The organism is Providencia heimbachae ATCC 35613 (assembly GCF_001655055.1).
In the GTDB taxonomy this organism is placed as follows: domain Bacteria; phylum Pseudomonadota; class Gammaproteobacteria; order Enterobacterales; family Enterobacteriaceae; genus Providencia; species Providencia heimbachae.
This window is the reverse complement of the sequence record NZ_LXEW01000024.1, coordinates 51376-74858: the sequence shown is the minus strand read 5'-3', so window position 1 is coordinate 74858 and position 23483 is coordinate 51376. Positions and strand designations below refer to the sequence as shown.

21 protein-coding genes are annotated in these 23483 nt (G+C 41.7%); 5 read left to right on the top strand and 16 right to left on the bottom strand.

Translation table 11 applies throughout. From position 1 onward, the window contains the following. Nucleotides 1-3 precede the first annotated feature (3 nt). Both M998_RS08270 and M998_RS08265 read left to right on the top strand, forming a co-directional pair. Nucleotides 4-774: a FadR/GntR family transcriptional regulator gene (locus M998_RS08270; protein WP_068908394.1), complete on the top strand. Its 771-nt coding sequence runs from the start codon at nt 4-6 to the stop codon at nt 772-774. Between the two features lie 6 nt (nt 775-780). Next, the gene (locus tag M998_RS08265; RefSeq protein ID WP_068908392.1) at nt 781-1830 is read left to right on the top strand and encodes an osmoprotectant NAGGN system M42 family peptidase; all 1050 of its coding nucleotides are present in this window, start codon (nt 781-783) and stop codon (nt 1828-1830) included. A gap of 59 nt (nt 1831-1889) precedes the next feature. On the opposite strand, the gene dsdA is transcribed toward M998_RS08265, so the two are convergent. Together dsdA and dsdX are read right to left on the bottom strand one after the other, a co-directional pair. Beyond that, on the bottom strand, nt 1890-3224 hold the full coding sequence (gene dsdA, locus M998_RS08260) for a D-serine ammonia-lyase (protein ID WP_068908390.1): 1335 nt from the start codon (nt 3222-3224) through the stop codon (nt 1890-1892). 12 nt (nt 3225-3236) lie between these two features. Then, nucleotides 3237-4574: a D-serine transporter DsdX gene (gene dsdX, locus M998_RS08255; RefSeq protein ID WP_068908388.1), complete on the bottom strand. Its 1338-nt coding sequence runs from the start codon at nt 4572-4574 to the stop codon at nt 3237-3239. A gap of 238 nt (nt 4575-4812) precedes the next feature. On the opposite strand from dsdX, the gene dsdC reads away from it, so the two are divergent. Together dsdC and M998_RS08245 are read left to right on the top strand one after the other, a co-directional pair. Then, nucleotides 4813-5766 (top strand): DNA-binding transcriptional regulator DsdC, encoded by a 954-nt coding sequence (gene dsdC / locus M998_RS08250; protein ID WP_068440224.1) that lies wholly within the window; start codon nt 4813-4815, stop codon nt 5764-5766. A 126-nt stretch (nt 5767-5892) separates the two neighbouring features. Beyond that, entirely contained in the window at nt 5893-6915 is a 1023-nt protein-coding gene (locus M998_RS08245) for a LacI family DNA-binding transcriptional regulator (protein ID WP_068440227.1), read from the top strand. 63 nt (nt 6916-6978) lie between these two features. On the opposite strand, the gene M998_RS08240 is transcribed toward M998_RS08245, so the two are convergent. From M998_RS08240 to M998_RS08190, 11 genes are all read right to left on the bottom strand, one after another. Next, nucleotides 6979-7953, bottom strand: coding sequence for an NAD(P)-dependent oxidoreductase (locus M998_RS08240; RefSeq protein WP_068440230.1), 975 nt, complete (start codon nt 7951-7953; stop codon nt 6979-6981). A gap of 11 nt (nt 7954-7964) precedes the next feature. After that, nucleotides 7965-9245: an MFS transporter gene (locus M998_RS08235; RefSeq protein WP_111750974.1), complete on the bottom strand. Its 1281-nt coding sequence runs from the start codon at nt 9243-9245 to the stop codon at nt 7965-7967. Nucleotides 9246-9259: 14 nt separating this feature from the next. Beyond that, nucleotides 9260-10240, bottom strand: a complete 981-nt coding sequence (locus M998_RS08230; protein WP_068908387.1) for a sugar kinase — start codon at nt 10238-10240, stop codon at nt 9260-9262. Between the two features lie 4 nt (nt 10241-10244). Then, entirely contained in the window at nt 10245-11009 is a 765-nt protein-coding gene (locus M998_RS08225; RefSeq protein WP_232007518.1) for a sugar phosphate isomerase/epimerase family protein, read from the bottom strand. Nucleotides 11010-11268: 259 nt separating this feature from the next. Continuing rightward, nucleotides 11269-12741: an FGGY-family carbohydrate kinase gene (locus tag M998_RS08220; protein WP_068908385.1), complete on the bottom strand. Its 1473-nt coding sequence runs from the start codon at nt 12739-12741 to the stop codon at nt 11269-11271. 11 nt (nt 12742-12752) lie between these two features. Next, nucleotides 12753-13616 carry an L-ribulose-5-phosphate 3-epimerase gene (locus M998_RS08215; protein ID WP_068908383.1) on the bottom strand — a complete coding sequence of 288 codons (864 nt, stop codon included), beginning with the start codon at nt 13614-13616 and terminating at the stop codon, nt 12753-12755. Between the two features lie 18 nt (nt 13617-13634). Beyond that, nucleotides 13635-14669, bottom strand: a complete 1035-nt coding sequence (locus M998_RS08210) for an ABC transporter permease (protein WP_068440242.1) — start codon at nt 14667-14669, stop codon at nt 13635-13637. Nucleotides 14670-14682: 13 nt separating this feature from the next. Further along, nucleotides 14683-15672 carry an ABC transporter permease gene (locus tag M998_RS08205; RefSeq protein WP_068440244.1) on the bottom strand — a complete coding sequence of 330 codons (990 nt, stop codon included), beginning with the start codon at nt 15670-15672 and terminating at the stop codon, nt 14683-14685. Further along, entirely contained in the window at nt 15665-17182 is a 1518-nt protein-coding gene (locus M998_RS08200) for a sugar ABC transporter ATP-binding protein (protein ID WP_068440246.1), read from the bottom strand. Before M998_RS08200 ends, M998_RS08205 begins: the two co-directional genes overlap by 8 nt. Nucleotides 17183-17403: 221 nt before the next feature. Then, entirely contained in the window at nt 17404-18396 is a 993-nt protein-coding gene (locus M998_RS08195; protein ID WP_068908412.1) for a substrate-binding domain-containing protein, read from the bottom strand. A 196-nt stretch (nt 18397-18592) separates the two neighbouring features. Continuing rightward, a complete protein-coding gene (locus tag M998_RS08190) occupies nt 18593-19405 on the bottom strand; it encodes a DeoR/GlpR family DNA-binding transcription regulator (RefSeq protein ID WP_068908381.1) in 813 nt (270 codons plus the stop codon). 454 nt (nt 19406-19859) lie between these two features. Between M998_RS08190 and araD the strand changes: the two genes are divergently transcribed. After that, nucleotides 19860-20558, top strand: a complete 699-nt coding sequence (gene araD / locus M998_RS08185; RefSeq protein ID WP_068908380.1) for an L-ribulose-5-phosphate 4-epimerase — start codon at nt 19860-19862, stop codon at nt 20556-20558. Between the two features lie 237 nt (nt 20559-20795). On the opposite strand, the gene M998_RS08180 is transcribed toward araD, so the two are convergent. From M998_RS08180 to M998_RS08170, 3 genes are read right to left on the bottom strand one after another with little or no spacing between them, the layout of a single operon-like run. Beyond that, on the bottom strand, nt 20796-21839 hold the full coding sequence (locus tag M998_RS08180; RefSeq protein ID WP_068908378.1) for a tyrosine-protein phosphatase: 1044 nt from the start codon (nt 21837-21839) through the stop codon (nt 20796-20798). A gap of 13 nt (nt 21840-21852) precedes the next feature. Next, nucleotides 21853-22683, bottom strand: coding sequence for a PTS system mannose/fructose/sorbose family transporter subunit IID (locus M998_RS08175; RefSeq protein ID WP_068908377.1), 831 nt, complete (start codon nt 22681-22683; stop codon nt 21853-21855). Next, nucleotides 22680-23471 carry a PTS mannose/fructose/sorbose/N-acetylgalactosamine transporter subunit IIC gene (locus M998_RS08170; RefSeq protein ID WP_068908375.1) on the bottom strand — a complete coding sequence of 264 codons (792 nt, stop codon included), beginning with the start codon at nt 23469-23471 and terminating at the stop codon, nt 22680-22682. The genes M998_RS08175 and M998_RS08170 overlap by 4 nt, the downstream gene beginning before the upstream one ends. Nucleotides 23472-23483: the final 12 nt, after the last annotated feature.

Below are 23483 nucleotides of genomic sequence, written 5' to 3'. Positions count from 1 at the left end.
AAAATGAACACAGATAAGCAACCGATGATCGAAACGGTTCGAATAAAACGAACGGATGAAATCGTTAATGCCATCAAAGAAACTATTATGGCGAACAACCTCACGCCCGGCGACCGCTTACCGCAAGAAAAAGAGCTTATTGAACGTTATAGCGCCAGCAAAAGTACGGTGAGGGAAGCCTTAAAATCGTTGGAAGTTCAAGGATTAATCAAAACCAAAACAGGGCCGGGTGGTGGTGCATTTATTGATTCGATGACAGAGTCACGAGCAATGAGCTTGCTATCGAACTATTTATTCACTCGAGATATTTCCATCAAGGATATTTATACGCTACGAAAATTACTTGAGCCCGTCGTGGCGGTCAGTGCGATTGATAATATTGACAGTGCAGGTATTCAAAAACTGTATGACACCATCGCTATTTATGACCATGAACCTGCCGATGAAGAAGAACGCTGGCAGCAACGTATGGCAGAGTTGGATTTTCATACGGTTGTCGCGAGTTATTCAAATAATGTTTTATTGGTTTTTATCTGCCATTTTTTACAGCGGCTACTCAAAGATTTAGCGGTTTGCAAAGATATTTATTTGAAGCCAGAGCCGGTCGATCGTCGTCAAGGTATTGACTACCAGTACCAGTTAATCGATGCATTGCGTCGAAAAGATGCTGCAAAAGTACAGGCAATTATGGAAGCGCACATGGATTACGCCGAACAGGCGATGTTGTCGCTGCAAACCACGTTACAAGAACGTTTTTTAAGTGAAGATAGGTAATTATAAATGATAGATAAAGCATACCTGACCTCTGTATTGAAAACTTTATTACAGACGCCAAGCCCGGTTGGCATGACCGAAAAAGCGGTTGCTCAAACTCACCAATGGTTAACTGAACTTGGCTTTACACCGCAATATACTCGCCGTGGTGTGCTGTACATTACATTGGGTGATGATGCGCCAAAACGCGCTTTAGCTGCACATTTGGATACCCTCGGCGCTATGGTAACTCAGCTTAAATCTAACGGGCGTCTGGCACTGCGCAATACAGGTACATGGGCGGCACGCTTCGCGGAAGGCGCTCGAGTCACCGTGTTTTGTGATGATAAACAATATCGTGGCACCATTTTGCCATTAAAAGCTTCAGGGCATCGCTTTAATACCGAAGTCGATACCCAGATTGCCGATTGGGATAATTTAGAAATTCGCCTTGATGCACCCTGTTATAACGAGACTGACTTAGTGGCACATGGCTTGAATGTCGGTGATATGGTTGCAGTAGATGCACAACCCGAATTCATTGATAGCGGCTTTATTGTGTCACGTCACTTGGATGACAAAGCCGGCTGTGCGGTGATGTTAGCCGCACTCAAGTCGCTGGTAGATGACAAGGTTATCCCTGCGGTTTCATGCCAAGTGATGTTTACTATTTCGGAAGAAGTCGGCATTGGGGGAACCCATGGTTTTGGCGCACAAGTGCAAGAGCTTTTGGCGATAGATAATTCAGTTTCTGCTCCTGACCAAACCACCCGTGATGATGCGCTAACACTGGCATTTCGTGATAGAACAGGGCCTTTTGATTTAGCCATCACCCGCCACTTGCTTAAATTATGCCAGCAACATGATATTCCTCATGTTAGAGATACCTTTAAGCATTATCGTTCAGATAGCGCCGCTGCGATTGATGCGGGCTGGGATATTCGTGCCGCATTAGCGTGTTTTGCCCTTGATAGTTCCCATGGTTGGGAAAGAACTCATGTGGATTCATTAATGGCGCTAGCGACCTTGGTGAGACACTATATTGAAAGTGATTTAGTGCCATTGCCGGGGCAGTAATTTTTTAGCCGCAATAAAAACCTTCTTCTGGTTTATCAGAAGAAGGTTAATTGTAGACACTAATCTAATTTAGCTTGAGACAAATATTTTTGCATTTCATCCTGCGGAACCATACCGCCACCGGTCGCCCAAACAAGATGAATGGCATTTTTCATCTGTGCTGGAGTGAATGATTTAGCTTGCAGATAATCTGCATTTTGCGTGACATGCACCGCGCCAGTCATGCCTGCAAGGGCTGAAGGTTCTAATTTTATTGATTCAGTTTGGTCGAGTAAACTGATCAAGTTATACATTTCTTGGTCATCAATAGTGTAATAACCATCAATTAAACGTTCCATTGCACGACCCACAAAACCGGAAGCTCGTCCAACAGCAAGGCCATCAGCGGCGGTGATATTGTCAATGCCAATCTCTTGCACTGAGACTGCATCGTGTAGCCCGGTATGCACACCTAATAGCATGCAAGGGGAATGAGTAGGCTCCGCGAATAGACAATGAACGGCATCGCCAAATGCCAGCTTTAGACCGAAGGCAACCCCTCCAGGCCCACCGCCAACGCCGCAAGGTAAGTAAACAAACAACGGGTGATCGTTATCGATAATAGCTCCTTGCTCCGCAAACTGGGCTTTAAGGCGTAAACCGGCAACCGCGTAGCCTAAGAATAGCGTGGTTGAATTTTCGTCATCAATAAAGAAGCAACGAGGGTCTTTTTCTGCTTCTTTACGGCCTTCTTCAACCGCAATACTGTAATCTTGTTCGTATTCAACCACATTGACACCATGGGCACGAAGTTTCTCTTTCTTCCACTGTCTTGCATCCGCAGACATATGCACACTGACGCTAAAGCCTAATTTAGCGCTCATGATACCAATCGACATCCCGAGATTTCCGGTTGAGCCCACCGCAATGCTGTATTGACTAAAGAATTGACGAAATTTATCTGAAAATAGAATTTCATAATTATCTTCAGTCGATAACAAGCCTGCTTCTAGCGCCAGTTTTTCGGCATGAGTCAACACTTCATAGATACCACCACGAGCTTTAATAGAGCCTGAAATTGGCAGGTGACTATCTTTTTTAAGCAACATTTTTCCAGTAATCGGGGTGTGATATCGAGCCTCTAATGCGACTTGCATGGTCGGGATTGAGACAACCTCAGATTCAATAATCCCTTTCGTTACCTGTGTTTCCGGAAAGGCTTTCATTAAATAAGGTGCGAAACGTTCAAGGCGTGCTTGGGCATCTTTCACGTCATCTAAATCCAACCCTACATAAGGTAAACCCGCGTCAGTGGTGGTTACCATAGGGTTAAACCAAGTGACTTGTTTTAAATCGATTAAGTCCTGAACTAAAGGGAAGTCAGTTTTTAACTTATCAATATTTATCGTTGTCATAATCAATCTCTTTTAAATCACAAATGAAAGTAAGAAAGTACCGCCAAGGGCAACAAGTGATGCAATTAAAGTGGCGACACTATAAAAACGGAATGTTTCTGCCAAGGTGGCATTACAGTATTGCTTCACTAACCAAAATAAGGAGTCAGTGACGATGGTACAACCAATAGCCCCAGAGCCAATCGCTAACGTCATAATTTCAGGGCTAATATGTGGGTACATTGGCATCAATGGCGCAACGATAGCGGTTGCCCCCATCATGGCGACAGTGGCCGAGCCGACGGCAGCATGAAGAATAATCGCCACCAGCCAAGCGAGCAGAATGGGGTGCAGATCAATACCGGATAGGACTAAAGCTAAAGAATCACTCAAGCCGCTGCCTTTTAATATTCCGTTGAATGCCCCGCCAGCACCGATAATCAGCAAAATATTGGCAATCGAGCTAAAGCTTTCTTCTGTTTTTGCTAACAGGGTGCTCATCCCCATATTTTGACGAATACCCAATATGTAATAAGCGACGAACGCGGCAATAAACATGGCCGTAATCGGGTTACCGATAAATTGTAAAAAGGTATATAACGAGTTGTCTTTACTCATATTCAAATCTGCTGCAGTTTTTATCAACATCAGAATGATCGGGAGCAACACTGTAAATAAGGTCGCGCTTAAAGAGGGTAAATCTTTTTCTTCACGCACTTCCATATTGGAAAAGGCTTCGGGTACGGTTTTAAACGGTAAGCGGTCACCCAAGACTTTAAGAAATAAGGGGCCACCCACTAAAGATGCCGCTAAACCAACAACCAGCCCTGCAACGATAACCGTACCAATATCGGCGCCTAGCTCATTGGTAACAAACAAAGCCGCTGGATGTGGTGGAACGATGCAGTGAACCGCCATCAGTGCAGTACATAATGGAATAGCGAGTTTCAATAGTGAAGTATTGGTTTTTTTCGCGATCGAAAAAGCGAGTGGAATAAGTAATACCACACCGACTTCAACAAACAGTGTAATACCACAAATTAAGCCAATTAATACCATGGTGACATCGGGCGATAGCCAACGGCTTTTTTGTAATGTTATTCCGATACGTTCTGCGGCACCGGATATTTCCATCATTTTTCCAAGAATGGTGCCTAATCCAATAATGGCAGCTAAAAACCCGAGTGTACCGCCAATCCCATTTTCAATCGCACTCACCATTTCGAGTGGATTCATTTTCATGGAAATACCGACAAAGAAGCTGGCGAGTAAAAGCGCTAAAAAGGGATGAAACTTAAATTTAATAATTGAGACTATGATTAGCAAGATGCTGATCACTAAAGTCCCCAGCATCCACATTGTTGAGTCCATATCCTACCCCTGATTATTTTGTTGTTGTCCGTCTATTGGATAATAAATATGCAGTAGTGACAAACGATGAAAATCAGCCTTTAGATGAATTGAATTAACTCAAAATGGTGATACGTATCATATAAATATCAATACTTATGGTTTGAATCATATGAATTCATCTTAAATACGTTATTCTGCTAAAAATACCGTTTAGCCTTTCGTTTTTTATTCTTTAATAATGCAGTAGGGAGTTGTCATGTTGCCAACATTGAATCACTTTGAGCAATCTGGGTTTATTCAGTGGAATAAACGCTTATCCAGTTATCAATTATCGAGGTTACATACCTTTGAAGCGGCAGCACGTCACAGCTCTTTTGCCTTGGCGGCACAAGAATTGTCGTTAACCCCCAGTGCGGTGAGCCATCGAATTAATACGCTAGAAACTGAGCTGGGTTTTAAACTATTTGAACGTTTTCATCGGCGAATTGAACTTACTTTAGATGGCGAGCGAATTTATTGGGCATTGCGTAAAAATCTTGATGACATTAATCAGGAAATTTTGGATATCAAAAATCAGGAAATTTCGGGTGAGCTGACGGTTTATTCACGGCCTTCTATTGCACAATGTTGGCTAGTGCCGAAAATAGCGAATTTTGCTAATCTTTACCCTTCCATTCAAGTGAATGTCTTAACGGGAAATGATGACGTTAATTTTCGTGGATATGGTATTGATATTGCGATTTATTATGATGATATCACTCGACCTAATCTTTATTGTGAAGATTTGATGTCAGAATCTATCGTACCCGTCTGTAGTCCTAAATACGCGAAACAGCAGGATTTATTGAATAATCCCCATCAACTAAAAAACTGTACGTTGCTCCACGATAGGCAGGCATGGAGCAGTAACTCGGACTATGATGAATGGAAAGCATGGAGTGAACACTACGGGCTATCATTATTTCCTCATCGACGAAATTTGTGTTTCGATCGTTCTGATTTAGCTATTGTTGCTGCCATGAATCATGCAGGTGTTGCCATGGGACGTAAGCAGTTGGTTAAAAAACGCCTTGAGCGGCAAGAGCTGGTGATGCCGTTTGGTGATATTCCGTTACAGTGCCAGCAGCGCCATTATTTTGCGATGCTTAACGAAAATCGTAACCCAAAAGCGGATATTTTCATTGAATGGCTGAAAAAACAGGTAAATTGATGATAATTGGATGAGCCAATATTGAGTCACTTACCAGTTTAACCGCATTTTTCGGGTAAAATTACGCTTATTCAGGTAAGATAAGATGAGTATCATCTCTCCTTTTTTATGGATAAATCTGTGTCTATGGCGCCTAAATCACAAAAAGTTGCAACCATTAAAGATGTTGCTGCCAAAGCACAGGCAGGTAAAACAAGTATCTCTCGTTATTTAAATGGTGAATTCCATTTATTGTCAGATAACCTTCGTCAACGTATCGAAGTGGCAATTCGCGAATTAAATTATCAACCCAATCAAATGGCGCGAAGTTTGAAGCATGGGCGTACTGGGCTAATTGGGTTAATTATTGCCGATATCGGAAACCCTTTTTCAGTGGAAGTGTTAAAAGGGGTCGAAGCAGAATCAATCAAGCAAGGTTTTATGACGGTAGTCTGTAATGCCAATAATAGTATTGAGCTTGAATGCCAGTTTATTCAATTATTAAAAGGCTACCGTGTTGATGGGCTAATTATTAATTCGGCAGGGGTTAATCAACAATTCATTGAAGTATTACAGGACACCACATTACCCTTTGTTTTATTAGATAGAAAAATCGATAATTTTCCTTGCGATATGGTGGGGTTAGATAACCCAGCTTCTGCTGAAATGGCTTTTAACCACTTGATAGAACAAGATTTTGAAGCTATTTGTTTTGTCACTGAGCCGATTGTGTATAACAGTGCTCGACAAGAGCGTCTTCAAACTTTTGAAAGAATACGACAAGCTAATCCACAAATTAAAGGTGAGTCTTATGAAGTCTCACTGCCGGATGCCGATGCTTTGGAAACCATAGTATCTGATTTTTGCGCATCAAAAAGAGGTATGCGTAAAGCGATTGTCGCCGCCAATGGTGTGCTGACTTTGCAGTTAGCCTATACCCTTAATAAATTAGGCTTACGCTGGGGAGCTGATATTGGTTTTCTGAGTTTTGATAACTTGGAATGGGCATCGTTAGCAGGGCAAGGCATTACCTCAATTTCCCAGCCTACCGCTGAAATGGGCCATAAAGCGGTCGAATGTTTATTAGAAAAACTGGAAAACCCCGAAAAAGCCCCAACTCAGTATTTATTTCATGGGGAATTGATTGTTCGAAACTCAACGACATTATAAAGAATTTAGTGTCAGTGTGAGTAGCCGAAAGCGAGCTTATCGACTACTCAGCCATGCTAATTGTTATTGACTAACCTCTGGATTAACACAGTTTTCGGTGAGATCCCCTTCGAGTGCCGCAATCAGGTTATCAACGGCGCATTCAACCATGGCGTAACGAGTTTCATGGGTGGCGGAACCAATATGGGGTAATGCAACCACATTGGGTAATGTTAGTAATTTTGAGTTTACGGGTAACGGTTCGACTTCAAATACATCTAGCCCCGCACCACGGATCACACCCGCTTCTAGCGCTTCAATTAATGCTGCTTCATCGACAATCTTGCCTCTTGAGCCATTAATTAAGAATGCACTTTTCTTCATTTTTTGCAGTTGTTCTTTACCGATTAACTTTTCTGTCGAAGGCAGTAAAGGGAGTACCAAACAAACAAAGTCAGATTCGGCAAGTAATGTATCCAGATCGCAGCGACGGGCATTAAATTGGCTTTCCGCTTCTGGGTTAATGTGAGGGTTGTAATACAACACTGACATACCAAAACCGGCATGGGCACGTTTAGCCACGGCAGTGCCAATGCGCCCCATACCAAGAATACCAATGGTTTTACCATTTACATTCGAACCATATTCGCTTTCACCGATACTTTTTGTCCATTGCCCACTTTTAACCATTTCCGCCATTTCGATGATACGGCGAGCACTGCATAGCACCAGTGAAAAAATAGTGTCTGCGGTGGTTTCGGTCAAAACATTCGGGGTATGCATCAGTGCGATATTTCGTGATGTCATTGCGGCAACATCAAACTGATCAACGCCGACCGAAATGGTGGAAGCCACTTTTAAATTTTTAGCAATGGCTAACTCATTGATGGTAATTGGATAACTCGCCCCAATTATGCCGTCAGCAGTGGTGAGAGCGTGCTGAAAATCCGCATAATTATCTTGAGTAATGCCCTCAAAGCGCGTGACGTTAAACTGTTTTTGCAAACGCTCAAGTTGATCTGCGGGTATCGATTTATACAAAATCACATTCTTTTTCATAAGATCCACCTTTAAGCGTGTTCAGGAATAGGGTTTGAATCACTATTTTCTTGATTCGGTTTGACGATGAGGGTAAAGAATACCGAAGCTAAAAGCGCAAGCCCCATAAAGACATAAGATGCGCTAGGGCTACCCGTTGCACCATTGAGATAGCCGACAAACCAAGAGCCAACAAATGATCCTAACGCACCCATACTATTAATCAATGCCATCGCACCGCCAGCGACATTTTTTGGTAGCATCTCCGGGATGATGGCAAAGAATGGGCCATAAGGAGCATACATCGCAGCGCCTGCAATCACTAGCAGGGTATAAGATAACCAAAAGTTTGAACTACCGAGTAAGAATGAACCAAGGAAACAGATAGCACCGAGTAGCAGCATAGGCCAAACAAAGAGTTTGCGGTTATTCATGCGGTCAGATGCCCAAGAAACTAAAACCATCGCAAGGGTTGCTGCAAGATAAGGCACCGCAGAAAGCCAGCCTGTTTCAACCATCCCTAAATTTGATGCGCCACGAATAATCGAAGGTAACCACAGCACAAAACCGTAAACCCCGATACTCCAACAAAAATATTGTGCGCACAGTAAAATAACATTACGTGATTTAAACGCTTCACGGTAATTACGCACTGGTTTAATATTTTTTTGCTCATCACTAAGAATTTGTGCAAGGTCATCTTTTTCTTGTTGGCTCAACCAATTCACTTGGCTTGGTTTATCGCGCGCCGTTTTCCACCAAAAGAAAGCCCATAAAATGGCAGGCACACCCTCGATAATAAACATTTGACGCCAGCCAAGTGCTTGAATTAAATAGCCCGAGAGAATAGACATCCACAGTACCGTCACTGGGTTGCCTAATATCAAGAACGTATTCGCCCGGGAGCGTTCTGATTGTGTAAACCAGTTACTGATATAAATCAGCATCGCAGGCATGACGGCGGCTTCAACAACCCCAAGACTAAAGCGAATGATCACTAACATGGGGATATTGCTGACCATTCCCGTTAAGCTAGCAAATAGCCCCCAAAGGAAAATACAGGCAAAAATAAGTTTACGAACACTGCGTTTTTCCGCGTAAATGGCGCCGGGTATTTGAAAGAAAAAATAGCCAAGAAAAAACAGGGAGCCCAGCAGCGAAGACATGCCTTTGGTGATCCCCAAGTCGGCATTAATACCTGCGGCGGCGGCAAAGCTGTAATTAGCGCGATCTAAATAGGCAAGGCTGTAGGTGATAAACACAATTGGCATGATATGCCACCAGCGTGACATCGCAGGTTTCTTGATTGTCATAATATTGTCCCTTCCTAGACCGCAGAGGCTGTAGCCGATGCTTGTGGTTGCAACATTTCTTGTTGTAATTGCATTTTTGTTGGTAAGCCTTCGCTATCGCCAATCACTTGAATTGCTCTAGCACCAATAAAATTACCTCTTTCGACTGCTTGATGAAGTGGTTGGCCTTCAAGAAGCGCGCTGATCACCCCCACAGCAAAACCATCGCCAGCACCGACCGTATCAATGACCTGCTTTACGCGTAAGGCTGGAACGATACCTTGTTGGTTTTCTGACGTTTTATAATAAGCCCCTTGCTCGCCGGTTTTAATAACAACCACTTCTACGCCTTGGGAGAGATAAAAATCGGCAATGTCTTCTGGCTTATCATAACCGGTTAGAATTTTGCCTTCTTTTAGCCCTGGGAGTACCCAATTAGCATGAAAGGCGAGCTGATTTAATTGTGTCACCATTTCAGCTTCATTCTTCCAGAGGGAAGGGCGTAAATTTGGATCAAATGACAGTGTTTTTCCGGCATTTCGCATCCATTTCGCCGCATATAATGAAAGTTGATAGCTGGTGGATGACAGTGCGGCGGCTACGCCACTAAGATGCAAGTGGCGAGCACCATAAAAATAGTCTTCGTTAAAATCGGTTAAATCTAAATGGCTTGCAGCGGAGCCTTTACGAAAATACTCCACGTTGGGATCGGTTCCATTTTCGGCTTTAGATTTCAATTGAAAACCCGTTGCATGCTCTGAATCAATCAAAACACATTCGTAATCAACATGTTCTTTTTCTAAGGTTGCTTGGATGAAGCGACCAAAAGAATCATTACCAATGCGGCTGACCCAGCCACTTCTCAATCCAACACGGGATAAACCAATAGCGACATTGAGTTCTGCACCGGCGGCTCGACGAACAAACTGTTCAACTTCATGCAATTCCCCTGTTTGTGTTGCGACAAACATCATCATTGCTTCACCTAACGTGACCACATCGAGTTTATTATTCATGGTGTTAAATCTCCTTGAGCAGAGAAACATAGTGTTCAGTGACTGCACGCAAATCATCGCCTTCTAAAGGAAACTCAATGCCACGAGGCACATCGGCTGGCAGTGCTTGTATCACTTTTTTCCAAGATCCATCGCTATTATCGAGTGCAATAGCAGCCATTTTTCCAGCGCGAGATTGGCAGGTTTTTACATGAATATAAGCAACGAAGGGGGCAAAATATTGTGCTGCGCTAAGAGGATCCTCATTGAGCCAATACCAATTTGCCATATCGAATGCCATCTTAATGGGCATTTTTTTGGCGGAGACATCAGCAAAAAAACGTTTCAGTGGCTCAATGTGCCCGCCAGCTTCTGTTTGGTCATTTTCAATGACGAGCTGTACAGAATAAGCATTTAGAATTTCAATTATTGCGCTGAGATCATAGTTTTTGGGTAAATCGCCCAAGGAGAGCTTAAGAAAGCGTGCTTTTAATTGCTTGGCATCGTCTAAGTAGCGTTGTATTTTTGATGCATTAATTGGCGCCCCCTCATGAAACAGGGTGTCAGGGACGGAATAAACCGCACTAAGCTGACGTGATTGCAGCTTTGCTGAAATTTCATCAAGCTTATCGCCTGCTAATAACAGTTCTTGACGAATTTCAACTCCATCAGCTTTAGCGCTATGAATGATATCCAGCAAGGCTTGCTGCCCACCCATTTGTTTGACGGTGTTGGCGCCAAAAGCGGCGGTCACGACAATTATTTCTTTACTTATGATCTCTTTGCTCATGATTTCCTCGGTCTAAAATTTATCGGGTCAATGCCCTTATTATTTCTAATAACTCATTATGGAACCGGTTCCATTTTGATTTCTAGAGATGAAGGATGAAAATTAGAGCTATATCACTAATCAAGATCGATCAAAGACTTAATAACCGATCTCTATCACAACTTAAATGTAAGTGATGTATGGGAGAATTACCGAGGCAAAAAAAAAACAGAATTCAATCAATGTGAATTCTGCTTTTATTTGATCTTAAAAAGGGTGGCTATTGGCTTAATGCATCTGCAACGGATTTAAAGCGGGCAAACTTTTTACGCAATTGCTGGTGAGCTATTTCATTAGGTTGATAACGAATGATTTTCGGAGTACTTGCGGCGATGGCTACATCAAAGCCAGCGTAATAACCCGTGCCAACTGCGGCGCATAAAGCGGCGGCTTGGCAGCCAGATTGCTGCACATCAACCACTTCTAAAGGGAGATTACTGGCATCACAAAACATCTGCATCCACAGTGGGGACTGCGTTGGCCCCCCGGTAAAGCGAATGGCTTTTGTGTTGTTATCAATACCGATAATACGGTCTTGATGTAATAGATGCGAAAAGACAATGCCTTCATAAATAGCATAAATAATATCCGCATCTGTATGGTGGGAACTTAGTCCAAGTAACCCACCTTGCAAGTTACTGTGGTAGTTAGAGCCATATAACCATGGGAAAAACAGGATATCGTTTTGTCTTGTCGCCCCTTCTGCAACGCAGTGATTAAGCACATCATAGTCTTGGAAGCGTTGATTAAAGAAATGACGTGTAAACCATGCCAAATTACTGGCAGAAGTTGGGCTGCCTTCATGTACAAAATAAGTCCCTGGAATGCAGTATTTACTCCACACATAAGGGTAGTCTGAAGGAACGATTTCATCAAAAACTCGAGTAGAGATAGTCCAAGTTCCTGCAACGGCACTGAGTTTATCTTTTTGACTAACACCCGAAGCCAATGCGGCACCGACGACATCAAAGAACCCGCCAAAAACAGGGGTCCCTTCCACAAGACCAGATTCCGCAGCGGCTTGAGTTGTTACGGTTCCGGCTAATTGTGCAGAGTTAATCACCGGCGCTAGCTTGTCATTGACCTCATCAATACCAAAGAGTTGACATAGTTTTGGGTCATAGCTTGAGGTGGTCGGGTTATACAACTGGCTGCCGGAGATATTGGTTTCTTCGCAAGTGATTTGGTCAGTCAATCGATAACGAATATAGTCATGCACCATCAATACATAGCGGGTGTTGTGGTAGCTCTCTGGCTCATGTTGTTTGAGCCAGCGCAGTAATGACACCGGGTGAGAAGGCCACAGCTGCTGTAGACTTAATGGATAAGCTTTTTCTGCGGTGCCGTCTTGATGCCACTCATCAACAATCGATTGTGCTCGGGAGTCTGATGAAACGATACCGTTTCTGACAGGCTTACCGTGTTTATCGAGTAAATATAGCCCCTTACCGTGAGATGAGAAGCTAATCCCGGTAATTTGTGAGGCATTCAAACGGCTTTTATTAATGGCTTCACGGATGACGCCACAGGTAGCTTGGCACAACGCTTCCATATTCCGTTCACTGAAACCTGCCTCAGGGCTTTCTGTCGGGAAAGGGTGCTCAGCAACAATAATTTCTTGGCCTTCAGGTGAGTAGATCCCGGCTTTGATAACCGTACCGCCAAGATCAACTCCCATAAAAAATGCATTCATTACCTGCTCCTTTAGGCGTTATGCCAACCCGCCTGTTGCATTTTATCTTCTATCCAATGGCGTGCTTTGATGATTTCGACAAGGGGTTCATCTGCTTTTTCGGTCCACATTTCAATCAGGAAAGTGCCACGATAATTTAAACGTTTTAATAATTTGAATAGATTGACAAAGTCCACACACCCTTCGCCAAAAGGCACGTCACGGAATTGACCCTTACAGGTTTCGGTCACGGCATAAGTATCTTTTAGATGCAGCGCAACGACATGCTCAATACCTTGTAAGAATTCATTTTCGACATCATTACCCCATGCGGTTAAGTTCCCAACGTCAGGATAAACAGTAAACCATGGCGAACGAATTTTACCGGATAGCGCTTGCCATTTTGTGATGGAATTCATAAAGGGGGTATCCATAATTTCGACGGCACACATAACTTGTGAAGCCGCCGCTAATTCAGAAACCCAAAGCATTGCCTCTTCGAAACGTTTAATCGTTTCGGCATCTTGTTGCTCATAATAGACATCGTATCCGGCTAATTGGATGGTGCGAATACCTAAATCTTGTGCCAATTTAATGGCTTTTTCCATGAGCTGGTGAGCCATTTTTCGGGTATCAGCATCATGACTACCAAAAGGGAAGCGCCGATGACCCGATAAGCACATTGTTGGGATACGAACGCCACTTTGTTGAATAGCATCTACCAGTGCTAAGCGTTCCGCTTGTGTCCAATCCAATCGTGCAAGACGTTCATCTGTTTCATCAATCGACATTTCAACAAAATCAAAGCCTGCGGCTTTAGCTATGGCGAGTTTTTCAGACCAGCGACTCTCTTTTGGTAAGGCTTTTTCGTAGATACCTATCGGGTGTTTGCGCATTTTATTCTCCCTGAAAATTTAAGCTTGTGATGAGGCTTTGTTAAGTCGTTGATTGCGATTCATGGCGCGTTTTGCACTCCATTTTTCTTTAAAGAATTTGAATGCTAATGCCAATATTAGGGTGATCCCCCAAACGGCTAGATTAAAGTGCAAGCTCACACCAAGTAGGCTCAGGCCGGTTGCAATAACTTGTAAAACAAGCAAGGCACAGAAGACGCGGCTTACTTTACCAACACCGCCAAACGGGTTAGTTCCACCCAGTACGATGGCTAAAATAGTGAGCAATAAATAGGAGTCACCATAGCCCATTCGTGCAGAGTTAAAACGCGCCATCATGATCAAGCCAGCAAGTACACATAGCAGACTTGAAATGGTATAAATCGCTATCATCACACGGTCAGTCCGTATGCCACTAAACCAAGTCGCATTAATGTTGCTGCCACTCATATAGATGTTTTTGCCTAATCGCGTGCATCCTAAAAAGAGGGCTAACACGATGGCGGCAGCAATAAAAATAATCATGGCAATCGGTATACCAAATAAAGTGTCTGAGCCGATGGCTCTCACAATGGGTGGCATACCGCTGAGTGCCGCACCTTTGGTGAGATAAACCCCAATACCACTGATAATCGTCATTGTTCCTAAGGTGACTAGAATCGGGTGAGCACCAATATGGGAGATCATCAAGCCTGTTAGGCAGCCGATAATCACGGCTATCACGGTGGCACCGATAAGGGCGAAAAATAGCCACATTAATTGTGTTCCAGTGCCCGCATCAACAGGTAAATAATTGATAAATACCCAAGCCATAAACAAACCAGTTAGGTTGGCGGTACTGATAATCGCAAGGTTTAAGCCGCCACTTAACATGGGAACAAACATGGCAAACGTCAGTAAACCCAGTTCAGGTAACTGGAAGGTGATACTTAAAAATGTATTCTGGGTAAAAAAGTGCCCCGGCATGGCGATGCTAAAAGCGGCAATGGCCAATAAAAAGATTGAAAGCAGTCCGATAACAGCGCCATCAATTTTAAAAAAAGCTTGTTTTTTCATGGTGATATTCCTGTTAAACAAAACCGACATCCGTCTCTTTGCGTTTTTTGTAGTGGGTAATACAAATCGCAACGAGGATGACCATACCGATGACGATGTTGACAAAGTAGTTAGAGACACCAATTAGGTTAAGGCCATTTTTTAAGATACCAATCAGGAAAACGCCCATCAGTGTGCCGATAACGGAACCGCGCCCACCAGATAAACTTGCACCACCCAGCACGGCTGCCGCAAGAACATCCAGTTCACCGCCCACTAATGCACTTGGTACCACTTCACTCATGCGATAGGTCTGTAACATACCGCCAATAGCCGCCATTGCACCGAGATAACCGTAAGCAAACAGGTAGATAACCGAAACACGAATACCAATACGAGATGCGGATTCTTGGCTGCCTCCAACCGCATAAAGTTGGCGACCAATGTGGGTTTTATTCATTAAAACCCAGGTCAATAGGGCGATCCCAAGCATCACAATAAGCGGTAAACCAATTTGGTAAGACTCCCCATCAACTTCAAAGGGGAGAATCGTGACAGGATCGACCCACCAGTCAGGAAGATCATAGATACTGTGCCCATTGGTCAGCCACATCAACATACCGAATAGCAGTGATTGCATACTGATGGTGATAATGATCGAAACGACATTCAGTGAATAAATTAAAATTGCATTGATGAGGCCAAAAGTAATACCAATCAGAATCGCAAGGGTAATACTTAATGTTGGGCTGGCAATAAAACCTTGTAATAGCCAAGTCGCAATAGCGTATTGCACCACTGATGCAACGGCTGCAAAGGAAATATCGATACCGCCAGTGACTAAGACAACAAAAAGTCCCAGCGCAAAAATACCTGTCACCGCATAGCTTTCACTTAAATCAAGCAGGTTTTGAATGGTGAGAAATTGTGGGCTCATTGTGGTGAAGAAAACCACCATAATAAAAATGACCCATACCAACCAGCCTTCGACAGATTGTGGTCTAAGCTTTTGCCAATTAACCATTGATGATTTCCTCCAATTGTTGCTCAGTCATGGAATCCGTCACAATTTCTTTGACGATAGACCCTTGTTTCATATGTAAAATACGGTCGCAATTATAATAGGCTTCAGAGGCTTCATCGGTAATGAGTAGGATGGAAATTCCTACACCAGATAAACGATGGATTAACTTATAGATACTGTCTTTTGCACCAACATCGACGCCGACGGTCGGGGAGTCCAAAATCAACACTTTAGGACGGGTCAATATCCATTTTGCTAATACCACTTTTTGCTGATTCCCGCCTGATAGGGTGGAAAGGGCATTGTTAGGGTCAGTTACTTTAATATCTAAATCGGCGATCCACTCTTGAACGATCTCTTGGCATTTTTGTTCATCAATTAAATGCAGGGGTGTTTTTAAGCGATCTAAAATGGAGATCACCATATTGTCGGCAATGGACTGCGGTAAAATGGCGCCGAGGGTCAATCTATCTTCGGAAACATAGCCAATACCTTGCTTTATTGCATGAGTATTATTTTTTAGCTTGATAGGTTTATCTTCAATATATAGCTCACCGCTATCCGGGCGAGTAATACCAAAAAGAGACAGCGCCAGCTCAGTGCGCCCTGAACCTAATAAACCACAGAGACCAAGGACTTCTCCGCGTTTTAGCGTTAACGAAACATCATGGTATTGGCCTGCTCGAGTCAGGTTTTTTAACTCAAGTACCGTACGACGGTCTTCTGCATTATTAGGCGGTTTACGCTCATGGACGATATCTAAGCCTGTCATGAGTTCGGTGATTTTACGCGTTGTTAACCCTTCAGCGGGCCAAGTGCCAATTTTTTGTCCATCACGGATAACCGTAATACGGTCAGAGATTTCTTTGACTTCTTCGAGGCGATGACTGACAAAAACAACCGTAATGCCTTTATCTTTGAGGTAATTAACCGTAGATAGAAGTTGATTAACTTCTGTTCTGGTAAGGGATGCTGTGGGTTCATCCATAATAACCAAACGGGCATCTGCCACCAATGCACGGCAAATAGCCACTTGTTGGCGTTGTGCAATCGGTAAAAATTGAACGGGTGTATCAGGGTTAATATTGAAAGATAATTCTTTTAGAATTTGCAGTGCTTTTTCTCTGAGTTGATTTTTGCGAAACCAACCAAAATAGCCTTTGAGATTTAATTCAAAAGCGATATTTTCAGCAACGGTTAGATTAGGAAATAAAGAGAGGTCTTGGTAGATAACCTGTACACCTAATTCACGCGCTTTATCAGGTGTTAAACGGTTATAGCTTTTACCATCAATTTCAATTTTACTTCCTTCATCAGGCGCATAAACGCCGCTAATCGTTTTAATTAGTGTACTTTTTCCGCACCCATTGGTGCCTGCTAAGCAGTGCACTTCACCTTTATTGAGTGTCAAATCGATATTGCGCAATGCACGGTGACCACCAAAACTTTTGGAGAGATCGCGCAAAGTGATTAGGGGGTCAGATTTGTCAGCTTTGGAGGTGTTTGTCATAATGCAGTTCCTGCGGCGATAATAAAAACTGGTATTGGCTAGCCCGTCATACTTCGCGTTTTATCTGCGTTGGCTTCACTCAGTCACCCAAGTTACATACTTATGTATGCTCCTTGGGGCAACCTCGCTTGCCGCCTTGCTAAAATGCAAATTATTTAGGGCTGAAAGTTTCAAAAAAATTTATAAGTTTTTATTCTAAATTTCATTTTTATAGTGAGTAATTACAAACCGACTTCGACTAATTTTTTGGTGTTTTCGACATTCAATTCAACTGGGTTATCGCTTAAAATGGTGTTGCCGCTGACTTTGATTTGGCCCATATCACCGATAGACACGCCGTCTTTAATTTCTTCACCGTTCATCATCGCGGTAGCAACTTGAACGAAAACCTGTCCAGCTACTTTCGGGTTGGAAATATAACCGCCATCAATGGCGCCTTTTTCAAGTAACTTAATACCTTGGCCTGGGGTAAAAGTACCAAACACGCAAGTGGTATCGTTTTTACGACGTTTGTCGATGGCACGACCCGCGCCGATAGGGCCTTGTGAACCAAATGACATGATACCTTTCAGATCTTTATGTTTTGATAACAGATCGTTAGCGGTACGCATTGAATCATCAACCGATTCAGCGACGCCAAAACGGTCATCAACCATTTGCATTTTTGGGTAATTGGCTTTTTGATAAGCGATTGCCGCGTCAGCCCACTCATTAACTAAAGGCACCGTTAAACTGCCCACGAACATGGCATATTTACCTTCTTCTCCCATACATGCCGCCATATCTTTCATATGGTTAGCACCCATGCTTTGGGTATCCAGTAATTCGAAATCCCAATCTGCATTTTGCTGATTCGGTGATTCGTGGGTAATTACTTTAATACCGGCTTCTTGAGCGCGTTTTAGTACAGGTTCAAGTACTTTTGCATCATTAGGAACCACACCGATCACATCGACTTTTTTGGCAATTAAATCTTCAATAGCACGAACTTGCTCGGCAGGATCTGCGGTTGTTGGGCCAACTTGAAATGCGTTCACGCCCAATTTTTTACCTTCTTCAGTGATACCTTGTTCCATTACATTAAACCAAGGAATACCACCCACTTTTACAACAACACCCATGGTAAAAGGTTTCTGTGCTTTTTGTGATTCAGCCATCGCGACATTTGAAAATAATGCAACGCTCATTAAACAAGGTAAAACTAATTTCTTCATGTTCATGTTGTATTCCTTAGTGTAGGCGGAGACTAAATCTATCTCATCAATACAGTATTATTTTAGGTTTAAGTGGTTAGCTGCAGAGTAATTTAAAATAGCGAATATCCCTGCATTTCTTTAATACAGTTAATTAATAAAGCTATTTAATAATAGTGACTACAATGTCATTGTTTTATTGATAACATTTTTTAAATTATTTATCGCATTCAATAATATTTAAATTAGGAAATTGAGTGTTAAATTCTTTATCATTAAGTTTATTGGTAATTAACACATTAATATCATCAAAAGTACAAACTTGGCTAAAGGCATACTTTCCTAATTTACTATTATCTGCGAGTAAAACGGTATTCTCAGATACCTGTAACATAATGTTTTTTAGTTTTGAGTTTATTTCGCTACCATCACGAATACCATTTTCAATATTAAATCCTTGGCAAGATAAAAATAATGTTTTTATCTGAAAGCTACGAATAATACTTTCGGCGATAGGACCATGAAAGTCATCATGACGCTCTGAATATTCTCCACCGATACCGATAACTCGAACTCTATCACGACAAGCCAAGGCCTGAATGATTTTGACTGAATTTGTTACGACAGTAATATCAATATCTGGTATTTGTCTTGCTAAAAACCAGCAAGTGCTGCTGTTATCTAACATGATGCAGTCGCCCGGCTGAATAAGCTTAAGCGCGGCCTTGGAAATTTTCATTTTCGCATCCGGGTGCTCTTCCGTTCTTTTACGAAATGATTCTGCACCATCCACCATTTGACTGAGTTTGACCGAAGATGGCATCACATTCAGTGTTGGGATATCTTCTTGGTCAATGGCCACTGCGCCGCCAAAGCTACGAATAATTCTATTTTTACGCTCAAGTGTGGTTAAGTCTCGGCGAATTGTTTCTTGTGAAACTTGGCATAACTGAGATAAATCACGCACTAATGCCGAACCATTTTTGGATACATGAGAACAAATTAATTTATGGCGTTCGGCTTGTAACATATTTAACTCCTATTCTTTCCACGATATTTATTCTGCCTGTATTCCTTTTTTATTGTCGTGATTAGATTCAAGTAATACTCGCTACAAAAAAACAAAGGTTTTTATGGTGATGATGATCACTTATTTAAAGCAACAAACTAATCCATAACATCAATTAAAGTGATTTAAGTCACCTTAATGTTGTTATTAAGTCACCGTATTCTGATTAGATAAAAAACATCGGTCTTATTCGGTCACTATTTTACGTATCAAAGTTGATGTTTTATGACCGTTAATGCCTGAATATGACCGAGTTTGGCTATTTGTTATTAATTTGTAAAGGTGCACGCTTTTTAAATAAGCAAAATCTGTTTACCTTAATGCTAAGACATCGGTAGTCAATAAACAGAAACGGCGTAATTGAATGAATTTTTGTTGTTGATATTTAAGAAAATTTTAAAATCAGGGGGCTGAAATGCTCGAAAAACTCAAACAGCAAGTATTCGATGCAAACCTTGCATTACCAAAACATAACCTTGTTACCTTTACCTGGGGTAACGTTAGCGGTATCGATAGAGAAAGTGGCTTGATGGTGATTAAACCATCAGGTGTTGAGTATGAAACCATGCAAGCAGAGGATATGGTGGTGGTTTCGCTGAGCACAGGGGAAGTGGTCGAAGGGAAATATAAACCATCATCTGACACTGATACGCATATTGCGCTTTACCTAGCATTCCCAGAAATTGGTGGAATAGTACATACTCACTCACGTCATGCCACTATTTGGGCACAAGCCGGTTTACCTTTAAGCGCACTAGGTACAACCCATGCAGACTACTTTTATGGTGAGATCCCTTGCACACGTAAAATGACCGACAGCGAAATCGCGTCAGATTACGAAAAGGAAACCGGTAATGTCATTATTGAAACTTTTAAAGAAAAAGGCATTTCAGCCAAAGATATTCCCGCGGTACTCGTGAATAGCCACGGCCCTTTTGCATGGGGAACAAGCCCAGATAATGCGGTACATAATGCGGTAGTGCTTGAAGAAATTGCTTATATGAATTTGCATACCCGCCAATTAGTGCCACAAGTGGATGCCATGCAGCAAGAATTATTGGATAAGCATTATTTGCGCAAGCATGGTAAGGACGCTTATTACGGGCAAAACTAATATACTCGTCATACTTCAAGTTGCAGTGCTTTGTTAAGGTGACTAAGTTCATTCGCGCTAGTCACCGATTTTAATTAAATTTAATATAAATATTTTCAGTTTTTAATTCTGATATTTATTTTTATACATATCAATGAAATAGCCACAAATCATGAATGTGGCTATTTTTGCAATAGAAATCATTAGGTATTATCGAGGTAAACCTACTTTGTTTTTTAATTTATTGGGATGATGAACTTAAATTAAATAAATTTCTCTCAGTTTACTGAAATCTTCATCAGTGAAATTAAGCTCATTTTTAATATAATTAATAACAGAGCCTGAAGTGTCTTCCATGGCTTTAAAAACTTCAATGATAAATATTTCTTTGGTATCAATTAATGAAAGTAAATAATCAAGAACGTTTTGGTCTTGAGTGATTTTTCGATAAGACCTCATTTTAATTTCATTACGAGCCAAACGATTATGATGAGTTAACATATAATCTTGTACAATCGTTTCTTTAGGAACGCCAAGCATTGCTAAAATTAATAATGCTCCATAACCGGTTCTATCTTTCCCTCCCCGGCAATGTTGAATACTTGGACTATTTTTGCTATCGAGTAAGGTCTTTATCATTTGACGAAATGCGATTTTAGATTTCTTACTGACGACAAACTGTCGATATTGCTCTAAAATTTGCAGGCCTTCACCATTAATAAATTGTTTAGGAATATTATTTAGTACTCCTTCAATTAACGCTTTGTCTTCATCGCTAGGAGATGCGGCAAATTGTGCCGCTAGCTCTGCGGTTTGTGCTGTTGCATCAAGGTGATAAGTTCTTTTTTCACCAATATAGCAATTAGGTGATTTATCAATCTCATTTTGTGTGCGGTAATCGATAATACTGTTGATCCCTAAATGAGACAGATATTGAATTGCCTTATCACTGAGATTAAATAAGTGGTTTGAACGATACAGAACACCCCACTTTATTTGCTTATTATCGGCGGTAAAGTAACCACCAAAATCGCGAAAATTATTCATTCCTTCGATGGGTAATGTTCTTTCCGCAAAGAGAAGCCGGTTATTTCCTTGCTGTAGAATAAAATAGACGCGTTGTTTTGCAGAAAATGGATCCTGCACGGTTAAATTATTTTCAAGGCGATCGGTAATAAAGTGACTTGGGATAATTTCAGTATCAGGTTTATCTGACCAATATAATGCGATTTCACCTTTTGGTATTTCATCAAATTTAAGTTCTAGTGTGGATTCATTAATTCTATTTATAACGATTTCCATATATTTTCCTTTTTCATCCTAAAATTCCGAACATTGAACAGATAACACCAAGAACCATCATGGCCACAATAAGCGCGACAGTGTGTTTTCCTTGAAATTTGCGTACAAGAAAAAAGATACCCAAAGCAAAGAGTAGGGTAAGTAAATTAGGGATAACCTTGTCAAACATCTCTTGAACTTTAATCGACTGCTCTCCAACCGAAATGGTTAAAGGTGTCGATAGCTTGACCGTTGTGGCAATTAAAGACCCGAGGACCATCACCCCGACGACGTTTGCCATATTAGTAATACGTTGAATAATATTAGATTTTTTAGATTGTTCGATTAAATCTACGCCTTTGTTATAGCCATAATGAATAAAGAAATATTTAGTCCCGATATTGACGATATTAAATAAGATAAACATTAATATTGGGCCAATAATGTTGCCTTGTAGTGCAAATGCTGCACCTATACTTCCGCATATCGGTAGCCAAGTAAACTTTAATAGGCTATCGCCGAGCCCTGCAAATGGCCCCATTAACCCTGCTTTAACAGAAATAACCGCTTCTTTTTCTTCTTCAGTTGTTTTTTCTTCGAGTGCTGCGGTGACGCCAAGAATTAATGCCCCTGCATTTATTTGTGTATTAAAGAACTCAAAGTGTCTTTGCATGGCTTTAATTCGAGTTTCTTTGTCTGCTTTTTCGTAAAGCTTATCAAGCACAGGCACCATACAATGAGCAAAACCAATGGTTTGTAGCTTTTCATAGTTATATGAAAATGACATTGTTTGAATTCGCCAAAAAATACCATTTAACTCTTTCTTGGTGAGTTTTTTAGTCTCGGATGGGGTGACATCATTCATAGGTCATACTCCTCTTCTTCATTATTACGGGAAGCTGGTTGTTCTTTTTCATCTGATTGCTGGCGCATGCTATTGGCAAATGCCATGTCATAGAGAACCGCAAATGCGAGGGCAATAAAGGTAATAGGAATAATGGGTAGTTTTAGATAAGTGGTGAGCATGAAGCCGAGTAAAAAGAAAAACCACATTCTTCCTTTTAACAACATCAATAATAAGATACAGATACCGACTGCGGGAATTAATTTAGATGCCACACCCATTCCCGTTAAAATACTTTCAGGAACGGCATTTAAAATACTATTGACAAGATCACTACCGAAATACACCGCAATAAAGCAGGGAATTGCACGAATAAAAAACCACAGAGGGGTTGAGAAATAATGTACTTTCGTTAAACCGCTATAATTACCATCCAGAATTGATTTACTGGCCCATACGTTCAGGAAGCTAGCAAATGAGCGCCAGATAATAAGCAATTGCTGACAGAGTATTGAGACAGGAACCGCAAGCGCAATACCGGCGGCAATTCCACCATTGGAAGCGATCCCAAGAGCAACACCAATGATTGAACCAGCAATTATATCAGGTGCGGAGTAAGCACCTACGTTACCAATACCCATCCACATAAGTTCTAAAGTTGCGCTGATCGCTAACCCTTGAACCATATCCCCCATAATAATACCCGCTACCGTTCCGGTTAATAATGGACGCCTTAACATTTGTGGACCGACATCATCCAATGAGCATATTCCCGCCCATATAGCGATTAAAATGGCCTCAACTAACATAATGAACTCCTC